10 protein-coding genes and 1 pseudogene are annotated in these 10643 nt (G+C 63.5%); all 11 read left to right on the top strand.

Annotated features, from left to right (window positions below; genetic code table 11):
• The coding region (locus tag AC27KI_RS13745; protein ID WP_487114279.1) for a LysR substrate-binding domain-containing protein at positions 1-706 on the top strand (706 nt) is incomplete at its 5' end.
• Positions 707-967: 261 nt separating this feature from the next.
• Positions 968-1881: pseudogene (locus tag AC27KI_RS13740) on the top strand (LysR family transcriptional regulator).
• Positions 1882-1906: 25 nt separating this feature from the next.
• Positions 1907-2134, top strand: coding sequence for an EexN family lipoprotein (locus AC27KI_RS13735; RefSeq protein ID WP_487114277.1), 228 nt, complete (start codon positions 1907-1909; stop codon positions 2132-2134).
• 217 nt (positions 2135-2351) lie between these two features.
• On the top strand, positions 2352-4352 hold the full coding sequence (locus AC27KI_RS13730; RefSeq protein WP_487114275.1) for a conjugal transfer protein TraG: 2001 nt from the start codon (positions 2352-2354) through the stop codon (positions 4350-4352).
• Positions 4349-4813, top strand: a complete 465-nt coding sequence (locus tag AC27KI_RS13725; RefSeq protein ID WP_487114273.1) for a CopG family transcriptional regulator — start codon at positions 4349-4351, stop codon at positions 4811-4813. The genes AC27KI_RS13730 and AC27KI_RS13725 overlap by 4 nt, the downstream gene beginning before the upstream one ends.
• Positions 4814-4833: 20 nt before the next feature.
• Entirely contained in the window at positions 4834-5829 is a 996-nt protein-coding gene (trbB, locus tag AC27KI_RS13720; protein WP_487114271.1) for a P-type conjugative transfer ATPase TrbB, read from the top strand.
• The gene (locus AC27KI_RS13715) at positions 5826-6212 is read left to right on the top strand and encodes a TrbC/VirB2 family type IV secretion system protein (RefSeq protein ID WP_487114269.1); all 387 of its coding nucleotides are present in this window, start codon (positions 5826-5828) and stop codon (positions 6210-6212) included. Before trbB ends, AC27KI_RS13715 begins: the two co-directional genes overlap by 4 nt.
• Positions 6209-6481, top strand: a complete 273-nt coding sequence (locus AC27KI_RS13710; protein ID WP_003275288.1) for a VirB3 family type IV secretion system protein — start codon at positions 6209-6211, stop codon at positions 6479-6481. Before AC27KI_RS13715 ends, AC27KI_RS13710 begins: the two co-directional genes overlap by 4 nt.
• Positions 6482-6490: 9 nt before the next feature.
• Positions 6491-8947 carry a conjugal transfer protein TrbE gene (gene trbE / locus AC27KI_RS13705; RefSeq protein WP_487114267.1) on the top strand — a complete coding sequence of 819 codons (2457 nt, stop codon included), beginning with the start codon at positions 6491-6493 and terminating at the stop codon, positions 8945-8947.
• 10 nt (positions 8948-8957) lie between these two features.
• Positions 8958-9689 carry a P-type conjugative transfer protein TrbJ gene (gene trbJ, locus AC27KI_RS13700; RefSeq protein WP_487114265.1) on the top strand — a complete coding sequence of 244 codons (732 nt, stop codon included), beginning with the start codon at positions 8958-8960 and terminating at the stop codon, positions 9687-9689.
• Positions 9690-9701: 12 nt separating this feature from the next.
• A partial coding sequence (gene trbL / locus AC27KI_RS13695) for a P-type conjugative transfer protein TrbL (RefSeq protein ID WP_487114263.1) occupies positions 9702-10643 on the top strand: 942 nt, incomplete at its 3' end.

Here is a 10643-nt window from a genome sequence, read left to right as displayed (position 1 = left end):
AAAAATGCGTCTGCTTAGGGCGGATCTCGCGTGCGAATTAAAAAACTCTCCGACTCAGTTTTCAGGAAAAACTAGAGGGGATGAGCCAATAACTATAGCGGTTGATCCAGATAGCCTAGCGTCCTGGGCAATGCCCGCAGTCATTTCGGTGGGCGCCAGAGGAAATTGTATAGAAGTGCTTTCAGATGATCTGATGCACAATTATGAATTTCTTCAAGAGGGAAAAATCCAAGGCTGCGTTACTTCAGTTCCTCAACCACCAAGCGGTTGTACCTCGATCTTTTTGGGTGTATCAGAATATGTTGCCGTCGCTGAAACTGGTTTTGCTGCAAAGCACTGTACTTCAGGCTTGGGGCCAGGTAATTTTAGAGAGCTTCCATTTGTAGCATTCAATAGAAGAGATGATACTCAGGAAAATTTTGTTGCCGCCGCTTTAGGATTGCCTCAGGTATTCCTCAGGCAAATATATGTACCAAGTGCCGAGGCTCGTCTTGATGCGATACTTAATGGCTGGGCAGTGGGGTTTATGCCTCGTGTTCTCGCAAATTTATATCTTGAAAACGGGGTTTTGATAGATATTGCGGAGGGGCGTGTGGCTTCTAGATCGCTTTATTGGCATTGCTGGGGCGTTGAATCTGATTTGCTTGATGACTTGTCTAAAGCTATTGTACGGGTGGCAGGTTCCTGTTTGAAAGTGAATTTTTAGGGGGCATCCTCCATTACATAAAATTCGACGTTGGCGTGAATTTATTCCTCGCCTGAGAAAGTCTTCAGGATTTAGGTGTTCAATTTCGACTAAATTAAGAACATTGATGAAAATAGCAGTTGAATGAAAATCTGTGAAAAACCATAAGTACCACAAGAGCATGCAGGTGCATTGATAGCGAGCTAGTGGTTTTGTGCCAAGCCCTGACAGGGTACTGCCGGTCACCGTTTGGACATTCTTAGTGATGCAAAGGAGTTTCGAATGGAGCTTCGGCATTTGCGCAGCTTCCTTGCTGTTGCAGAGGAGTTGCACTTCGCCCGCGCCGCCGAGCGGCTGCACATCGACCAGTCGCCCCTGTCCCGAACGATCAAGGAACTGGAGGAAGAACTCGCGCGCGCCTTTTCGTTCGCACCACCCGCAGCACACAACTGACCCGCGCGGGTCGGCAGCTCTTGGAACACGTACCGCGCATTTTCGCGGCGCTGGAGCAAGCTCGCGATAGCGTCAAATCCGCCGCCAACGGCTTTCATGGTCAGTTGCGCATTGCCTTGTCCGACGGCATCACGCCCTCCCGCCTGCCGGCCTTGTTGGCGCGATGCCGTGAAGTAGACCCAGAAATCGAAATTCGGCTGCTTGAGGTGCCCCTAGCCCAGCAGATCAAAGGTCTGCACGATGACTTGTATGACGCCGGCTTTTCGATGGCCGACGAGGTCGGAGATGGCGTCGTCGCCAGTCCAGCCTGGCAAGACGAACTGATGGTGGCAGTGCCGGCTCGCCATCCTGTGCTCGCCTACAAGCAAGTTCCGTTGGCGGAAGTACTGCGCTATCCGCTGGTGCTGTGTGACCCGAGGGTATGCGAAGGTCATGCGCGCCAAATTGATCGAATCTTGCGCAAGCATGGACAGGAGCCGCTAATTGCACAGCACGTTGCGACCTTCGACGTGATGATGGCTCTGATTTCTGCCGGGCTGGCCCTTGGCCTGACTGGAGCAGCGCACATCGCTTCAAGCCGCGAGCCCGGCGTCGTAGGTCGAGCCTTAGCGGACACGCCGCCCATGCTCACGACCTATCTGCTGCGAAGCGACGCGGAGCCTTCTGACATGCTGGCTCGGTTCATCGAACGAATAGCCACAATTGATTCGGTGAATGGCATAAGCGCCGCAGAAAATTCCTAGCCTACCCGATGAAAGGACCGGAACCATGACTAAGGTGATGCTGCTAGTGCTGGCCACCGTGCTTACTTCATGTGGCCCCGCTCAACCGTCAGAAACCGCGGATGCGCTCGTGGCCAAGCCCGAGCGCATCAAGGAGCTTCAACGGCTATGCAAGGAAGGTCGGGCTAAGGTCGGGGACGAACTTTGTCTGCGTGCTGCAGAAGCTGCCCAGCGACGCTTCTTTGGTGAGCGGCGGGATCAGAAGACCCAGTAGATCCTTCCGCAGTCGCGTCGCTGCGACAAGGTTCTTTCTGTTACTTCATTACGCCGCAGCGCGCTTGCGCTTGCGGCATTTTTACTGTCTTCGCCACAGCAAGAAGTCTGACTGTTTCAGCCTCAATTCCAGCCAGCACGGTCTTTGACCGGCACGTTCCACTGCCCTGATCCTGCTGCCTGCGGCACGTCCCCGTGCCGTGATGGGAGGTCAGTCAATGCAAGGGACGAACGTGCTGTTCGGTCAAATAGCGGTGGTATTTGGCATCGTGATCGCGGGCGTATGGGGCGCCACACAATGGACTGCCGCCACCCTGGGCTATCAAGCACGCCTTGGCTCGCCCTGGTTCGATTTCTCTGGCATGCCGGTCTATCACCCCTGGCGGCTTTTCGAGTGGTGGTTCTTCTTCGATGCCTACGCGCCACATGTCTTCGACATCGGAGGCGCTATCGCAGGCAGCAGCGGCTTGGTGGCTGTGGTGGTTGCCATCTCCATGTCGGTATGGCGGTCGCGTCAATCCAAGCTGGTCACCACCTACGGATCGGCGCGATGGGCCCATGCCACTGACATCCGCAAAGCCGGGCTGACCCAGTCTGCTGGCGTTTTCCTCGGCCAGCATGTCGGGCAATACCTTCGCCACGAAGGCCCCGAACACGTCCTGACCTTCGCGCCCACGCGCTCAGGCAAGGGTGTCGGCCTGGTGGTCCCTACGCTGCTCTCCTGGCCGGCTTCCGCCGTGATCCACGACATCAAGGGCGAGAACTGGTCTATCACCGCCGGCTGGCGCTCTCGCTTCTCGCACTGCCTGCTGTTCAACCCCACCGATGCCAAGTCGGCGGCGTACAACCCGCTGCTCGAAGTCCGGCGCGGCGCACATGAGGTCCGCGACGTGCAGAACATCGCCGACATCCTGGTCGATCCCGAAGGCGCTCTGGAGCGCCGCAACCACTGGGAGAAGACTTCGCACGCACTGCTGGTCGGCGCCATCCTGCATGTGCTCTATGCCGGCGAAGACAAGACGCTGCGCGGCGTCGCCAATTTCCTTTCCGACCCGGCGTGCCCGTTCGAGCTGACGCTGCACCGGATGATGACGACGCGGCACCTTGGAGATGCCCCACACCCCGTCGTTGCTTCAGCCGCGCGCGAAGTGCTCAACAAGAGCGACAACGAGCGCTCGGGCGTGTTGTCCACGGCCATGTCCTTCCTTGGCCTGTACCGCGACCCTACGGTGGCCGAAGTCACCTCGCGCTGCGACTGGCGCATTGCCGACCTGATTTCTGCAGTCCATCCCGTGTCGCTGTACTTGGTCGTACCGCCTTCGGACATCAGCCGCACCAAGCCGCTGGTGCGCCTGATCCTCAATCAGATCGGCCGGCGGCTCACCGAATCGCTCGATGGTTCGGACGGCATCGCACGCCGCCACAAACTCCTGCTGATGCTCGATGAGTTCCCGGCCCTGGGTCGGCTCGATTTCTTTGAGACGGCGCTGGCCTTCATGGCGGGCTATGGCATCCGCAGCTTCCTGATCGCGCAGTCGCTCAACCAGATAGACAAGGCATACGGCCAAAACCATTCGATCCTCGACAACTGCCATGTGCGGGTGACGTTCGCCACCAACGACGAGCGCACCGCCAAGCGCATTTCCGAGACGCTGGGCACCGCCACTGAACTGCGTGCGCAGCGCAACTACGCCGGCCACCGGCTTTCCCCGTGGCTGGGCCACCTGATGGTCTCGCGCCAGGAGACGGCACGGCCGCTGCTCACCCCTGGAGAAGTGATGCAGCTCCCACCCGATCAAGCAGTGGTCATGGTGTCCGGTGTCCCGCCGATCAAGGCCAGGAAGCTTCGTTACTTCGCGGACGCCAATTTCCAACAGCGCGTGCTGCCGGCACCTGCGCTCACAGCCAGCCACTACACCGATGCGCCGCCTACACGGTCCGACGACTGGAGCGGTCTGGCCATCCCAGCCGCGCCAACGACACCAGCCGCAGGCCTGGCCGACAGCGAAACCGGCACCGCCGATGACGGTGGTCCGCGCCGGCAACCAGAGCTGTCCGAGGCTACCGAGTACAGCCTCGAAGAGTTGCCGCAGGCCAACGACCTGGCACTGCTCGATGACGACGACCTGCCATTGCCCCTTCCTCGCCAGCTCGACCCGTCCCTGCAGCGCACGGCCCGGCTGGCATCCCTCGACCCTGACGACGGAATCCAGCTATGAGCCAAGCCCGCCTCAATCTCTTCATCCAACCCGAGCACGCCAAGCGCCTGGATGAATTGGCCGCCATGAAGGGCGTCTCCAAGTCGTCCATCGTCGCGGCGGCGCTCGCGTCCTGGCTGTCGCCGGACGCGGGCGACCAGCGCGAGGCGGCCATCGCCAAGCGGCTCGACCGGCTGACGCGCCAGTTCGAGCGGCTGGAGCGCGATCAGAACATCGAGATCGAGACGCTGGCATTGTTCATCCGCTACTTCCTGACCGTCAGCACGCCAGTGCCCGAAGCGCACCAGGAAGCAGCCCGAGCCCAGGGCAAGGCGCGCTTCGAGCAGTTCGTCGAACAACTGGGTCGTCACCTGCTGCGCGGACGCAGCATGGTGCGCGACGTAGTCGAAGAGCTTCAACCCGACACTGCGCGGCTCCATGAGACGGCCGCCATGGCCGAAGCGCAGGAGCAATCCCGGTGAGTGGCGTTCCCCCGTCGCCCATGGCCACGTCTCTGGACCGCCGTATCCGCATGCTGCGCACGGCCATGGGGCCGGTGATCGCCGCAGCGCTGGAAGACCCGGACGTGGTGGAGATCATGCTCAACCCCGACCGGACCCTCTGGATCGACCGGCTGTCGTCGGGCCGCGCGCCGCTGGGCGTGGAGCTGTCCGAAGCGGACGGCGAACGCATTATCCGGCTGGTGGCGGCCCACGTCGGCGCGGAGGTGCATCGCGGCCAGCCGCTGCTGACCGCAGAGCTGCCAGAAACCGGCGAGCGCTTCGAGGGCATCCTGCCGCCGGCTGCACCGGGGCCGGCCTTTGCGCTGCGCAAGCGCGCTGTGGGCGTGATCCCGCTGGCGCGCTATGTCACCGACGGGATGATGACCGCCGACCAGGCGAGTTTTCTGGTGGAGGCCGTGCGCGAACGGCAAAACATCCTGATCGCTGGCGGGACCAGCACCGGCAAGACCACGCTCGCCAATGCCTTGCTGGCCGAGATCGCCGCCACCGGTGACCGCGTGCTGGTGCTCGAAGACACCGTAGAACTGCAATGCGCCGCCCGGGACCATGTCCCGCTGCGCACGCGCCAGGGCGTGGTGTCCATGCAGGAGCTGGTGCGTTCCTCCATGCGTCTGCGCCCGGACCGTGTCGTCGTGGGCGAAGTGCGCGGCGGCGAGGCGCTGGACCTCATCAAGGTCTGGGGCACGGGCCACCCCGGAGGCATCGCCACCATCCATGCGGGCTCCGCGCTGGGCGCGCTGCTGCGCCTGGAGCAACTGATCCTCGAAGTGGCGGTCAATCCACCCCGCGCGCTGATCGCCGAGGCCGTCAATGTAGTGATCCACATCGCCGGGCGTGGGCGCAGGCGCCGCATCGACCAGATCGCCCGCGTGGTCGGCTTCGATACCTCCAGCTATCAGCTCGACGACGCCCTGGCACCACCACTTCCCTCCGTTTCCGTCCCTTCCTCAACCCAACCTGGAGAACTTCCATGACACACGCTGCTGCTTTCCGTTTTTCTGCAAATCCGGATTCCAAGCTTTCGGGGCTCCCGGGCCTCCCGGGCCTGGCCCGCCCTGCCATGCAGGGCTTGCTGCTGGCCGTGTTGCTGCTGCTCCTGGCCGGCACCGCGCAGGCCGCGGGTTCCAGCATGCCCTGGGAAGGGCCGCTGCAAGCCATCCTGGAATCCATCCAGGGGCCGGTGGCCAAGATCATCGCGGTGATCATCATCATCTCGACCGGGCTGGCGCTCGCGTTTGGCGACATGTCGGGCGGGTTTCGCAAGCTGATCCAGATCGTCTTCGGCCTGTCCATCGCTTTCGCGGCATCCTCGTTCTTCCTGTCGTTCTTCAGTTTCTCGGGCGGAGCGGTCGTATGAGCCCGCGCGAGAGCATCGCAGCAGGTTTTGAGGTGCCGCTGCACCGCTCGCTGGCCGAGCCCATCCTGCTGGGCGGCGCGCCACGCACCGTGGCCATCGCCACAGGCACGCTGGCCGCTGCCGTGGGGCTGGGCCTGCAGCTGTGGATTCCGGGTGCCGTGCTCTGGATCGCCGGCCATGCGCTGGCGGTCTGGGGTGCGCGCGTCGATCCGCAGTTCATGCAGGTCTTCGCGCGGCACATCAAGCACAAGCCGCTGCTGGATGTGTGAGGGGATGCCATGCTGAACCTTGCCGAATACCGCCAGCGGCCCGCGCTGCTGGCCGACTGGCTGCCCTGGGCCGGCCTGGTGGCGCCGGGCGTCGTCTTGAACAAGGACGGATCGTTCCAGCGCTCCGCACGGTTTCGGGGGCCGGATCTGGACAGCGCCACGCAGGGCGAGTTGATCGCCACGTCGGCGCGGTTGAACAACGCGCTGCGCCGACTGGGTTCGGGCTGGGCCCTGTTCATCGAGGCTGAACGTCGGCCGGCGGCGCACTATCCGCATTCCGACTTCCCGGAGCCTTTGTCCTGGCTGGTCGATGAGGAGCGCCGTGCAGCCTTTGAAGGATCGGGCCAACACTTCGAGAGCGGCTACCACCTGACATTCGTCTACCTCCCACCGGAGGAGTCGCGCGCACGAGCCGCCAACATGCTCTACGAAAACACGCCGACGCAGGGCGTGGACTGGCGCGAGCGCCTGGCCGCTTTCATCGCGGAGACCGACCGCATCTTCGACCTGCTCGATGGCGTGATGCCCGAGATGGCCTGGCTCGATGACAGCCGGACACTGAGCTATCTGCACGCGACCGTGTCCACACGGCGCTATGCGCTGTCGGTGCCCGAAGTTCCGTTTCACCTCGATGCGCTGCTGGCTGATTGCGCGCTGGTGGGCGGACTGGCGCCCATGCTGGGCAACCAGCACATCCGCGTGGCGACGATTCGGGGCTTTCCCACCGCGACCTGGCCGGGGATTCTGGACGACCTCAACCGGCTGGGCTTCGCCTACCGCTGGAGCACGCGCTTCCTGTGCATGGACAAGGCCGAAGCAGAGAAGGAGCTGCGGCGCTTGCGCCGCCAGTGGTTCGCCAAGCGCAAGAACATCGTGGCGCTGCTGCGCGAGACCATCTTCCAGCAGGAGTCTCCGCTGGTCGATACCGATGCCAGCAACAAGTCGGCGGACGCCGACGCGGCCCTACAGGAGCTGGGCGGCGACCAGGTCGCGTTCGGATACGTCACCACCACCTTGACGGTGCTCGATGCCGACCCTGCCGTGGCCGACGAGAAGCTACGCATGGTGGAGCGTGTGATCCAGGGGCGGGGCTTCGTCACCATCCCGGAAACCCTCAATTCGGTGGAGGCCTGGCTGTCGTCGGTACCGGGCAATGCCTATGCCAATGTGCGCCAGCCCATTGTCTCAACGCTGAACCTGGCGCACCTGATGCCAGTGTCTGCCGTATGGGCCGGTCCGGAGAAGAACGCGCATCTCGGCGGGCCACCGTTGATCGTCACGCGCACCGAGGGCGCCACGCCGTTCCGGCTGGTGACGCACATTGGGGACGTGGGGCACACGCTGGTGGCAGGCCCCACGGGCATGGGCAAGTCGGTGTTGCTCGCCACGCTGGCATTGCAATTCCGGCGCTACCCCGGCTCGCGCGTCTTCGCCTTCGACATGGGGCGATCGATGCGGGCCACGGTGCTGGGCCTCGGCGGCGAGTTCTACGACCTGGGCGCCGACGGCGAGATCGCATTCCAGCCGCTGGCGCGCATCGACCGCGAAGGCTACCGCACCTGGGCCGCCGAATGGGTGGAAGGCCGGCTGCTGCAGGAAGGGGTGGCGGTCGGCCCCGAAGAGCGGGCCGCCATCTGGTCGGCCTTGCTCAGTCTTGCCGGCGCGCCGGTGGAACAGCGCACGCTGACGGGCTTGTCTGTGCTGCTGCAGTCCAATACGCTGCGCCAGGCCTTGGCGCCCTATGTGCTCGGAGGCGCGCATGGCAAGCTGCTCGATGCGGACCATGACCGGCTGGGCGATGCCAGCGTGCAGTGCTTTGAGATGGAAGAACTGATGCACAGCAAGGCCGCCGTGCTGGCCGTGTTGGGCTACCTGTTCGCACGCTTCGATGAGCGGTTCGACGGTGCGCCCACGCTACTGATCCTCGATGAGGCCTGGCTGTTCCTCGACGACCCGGTGTTCGCTGCGCGCATCCGCCAATGGCTCAAGACGCTGCGCAAGAAGAACGTCTCGGTGATCTTCGCCACGCAGAGCCTGGCGGACATCAAGGATTCAAGCATCGCGCCCGCCATCATCGAGAGCTGCGCCAGCCGCATCTTCCTGCCCAACCCGCAGGCCACCGAGCCGCAGATCCGCACGATCTACGAAGGCTTCGGACTGAACACCCGCCAGATCGAAATCGTCGCGACGGCCGAGCCCAAGCGGGACTACTACTACCAGTCGCGCATGGGCAATCGCCTGTTCGACCTCGACCTGGGGCCCGCCACACTGGCCTTCGCGGGTGCTTCTACGCCGCAGGACCAGAACTCCATCGACACGGTGCTGGCGTCCGTGGCTTCTGCGGCTTCCTTCGCTCCGTCGTCTTCGCCCTTTGCGGACGCATGGCTGCGCCATCGCGGCCTGCACTGGGCCTCGGAGCTGCTGGCGTCAGCGCCAGCGGCTGCTTCCCATCCTGTCCACCCCTAGGAGAACTGCCATGCAAATTCGTACCGTTTTCACCACCAGGCTCGCCGCGCTGGCCACCGCCGGCGTTCTCGCCTTCGGCGCCGCACAGCCGGCCTTTGCGCAGCGCATCGTGTTCGATCCCTCCAACTTCGTGCAGAACACGTTGACCGCTATCCGCACGCTGGAGCAGATCAACAACCAGATCCGGCAGTTGCAGAACGACGCGCGCAACCTGGCCAGCCTGCCGTTCAATGCGGTGGGTCGGCTGCGCGCCAACCTGGCGACCACCCAGCGGCTAATCGCGCAGGCCAAGGGGCTGGCTTACGAGCTGGCGACCATGGACCGGGATTTCGCGCGCCTGTACCCCGAACAGTACGCGGCGACGGTCAGTGGCGACCAGATGTACCGCGATGCGCAAGAGCGCTGGAAGAACACCCTCCAGGGCCTGCAAACCACCTTGCGCATGCAGGCACAAGCATCGCAGAACCTGGGCGAGGACGAAGGCGTGCTCGCCGACCTGGTGAGCCAGAGCCAGTCGGCGGTGGGGGCCCTGCAGGCCATGCAGGCCACGAACCAGTTGCTGGCCCTGCAGGCCAAGCAGTCCATCCAGGTGCAGCGGCTGCAGATCACGCAGGACCGGGCTGCATCGCTGGAGTTGGCCCGCCAGACAGCCGCGGCCGAGCGCGGGCGGGAGGTGACGCGGCGGTTCATGGGCACGGGCACCCCGTATTCGCCGCAGGCCACCAGCTTCTACGGCAACTGACCGGGCCAGGCCATGAATGACGTGACGGTCATCGACCGCTTTCTCAATACCTTCTCGCGCTACATCGACTCGGGGTTCGGGCTGCTGCAGGGAGAAGTGGCCTTTCTGACGGCCACACTGATCGTCATCGACATGACGCTGGCGGGGCTGTTCTGGGCGATGGGCCATGCCGGCGGGCAGGGCGAGGACGTGCTCGCCAAGCTGCTGCGCAAGGTGCTGTACGTGGGCGCCTTCGCCTACATCATCGGCAACTTCAACCTGCTCGCGGGGATCGTCTTTAGGTCCTTCGCGGGGTTGGGGCTCACGGCCAGCGGCTCGTCCCTGAGCATGGGCAACTTCCTGCAGCCGGGCCGGCTCGCGAAAGCGGGCATCGATGCGGGCACTCCCATCCTCAAACAGATCAACGACCTGACCGGCTTCCCCGAGGTGTTTGTCAATCTCGCGCCCATCGTGGTGCTGTTCATCGCGTGGTTCATCGTCGTCCTGAGCTTCTTCGTGCTGGCGGTACAGCTTTTCGTGACGCTGATCGAGTTCAAGCTGACGACACTCGCGGGCTTCGTGCTGGTGCCGTTCGCGCTGTGGAACAAGACGGCATTCCTGGCGGAGAAGGTGCTGGGCAATGTGGTGTCGTCGGGCATCAAGGTGCTGGTGCTGGCGGTGATCGTGGGAATCGGCTCAGGCCTGTTCGCTGAGTTCAAGGTGCATCCCAGCGAGCCCTCCCTCGACCATGCGCTGGTGATCATGCTGGCGTCACTCGCCTTGCTGGCACTTGGGATCTTTGGGCCCGGGATCGCCACCGGACTTGTGTCCGGTGGCCCGCAGCTCGGTGCGGGAGCTATGGCCGGCGCGACGGTGGGGGCGGCAGGCGCCGCCGTTGCCGTGGGCGCAGCCGCAGCCGGTGTCGGCGGTGCGGTGGCCGCAGGAGTACGGATGGCTCCGGGGGGCAGCTCGGCT

The sequence above is a fragment of the Acidovorax sp. KPB24-03 genome (genome assembly GCF_057546605.1).
Note: the sequence above shows the minus strand (reverse complement) of the source record. Positions and strands in the feature narration are given on the sequence as shown.

What these genes read in the sequence shown, in the direction of transcription:
- AC27KI_RS13715 (WP_487114269.1), top strand. Translation starts at nt 5,826, where the DNA reads ATGACACACGCTGCTGCTTTCCGTTTTTCTGCAAATCCGGATTCCAAG.
- AC27KI_RS13735 (WP_487114277.1), top strand. Translation starts at nt 1,907, where the DNA reads ATGACTAAGGTGATGCTGCTAGTGCTGGCCACCGTGCTTACTTCATGT.
- trbJ (WP_487114265.1), top strand. Translation starts at nt 8,958, where the DNA reads ATGCAAATTCGTACCGTTTTCACCACCAGGCTCGCCGCGCTGGCCACC.
- trbE (WP_487114267.1), top strand. Translation starts at nt 6,491, where the DNA reads ATGCTGAACCTTGCCGAATACCGCCAGCGGCCCGCGCTGCTGGCCGAC.
- AC27KI_RS13725 (WP_487114273.1), top strand. Translation starts at nt 4,349, where the DNA reads ATGAGCCAAGCCCGCCTCAATCTCTTCATCCAACCCGAGCACGCCAAG.
- AC27KI_RS13710 (WP_003275288.1), top strand. Translation starts at nt 6,209, where the DNA reads ATGAGCCCGCGCGAGAGCATCGCAGCAGGTTTTGAGGTGCCGCTGCAC.
- AC27KI_RS13730 (WP_487114275.1), top strand. Translation starts at nt 2,352, where the DNA reads ATGCAAGGGACGAACGTGCTGTTCGGTCAAATAGCGGTGGTATTTGGC.
- trbB (WP_487114271.1), top strand. Translation starts at nt 4,834, where the DNA reads ATGGCCACGTCTCTGGACCGCCGTATCCGCATGCTGCGCACGGCCATG.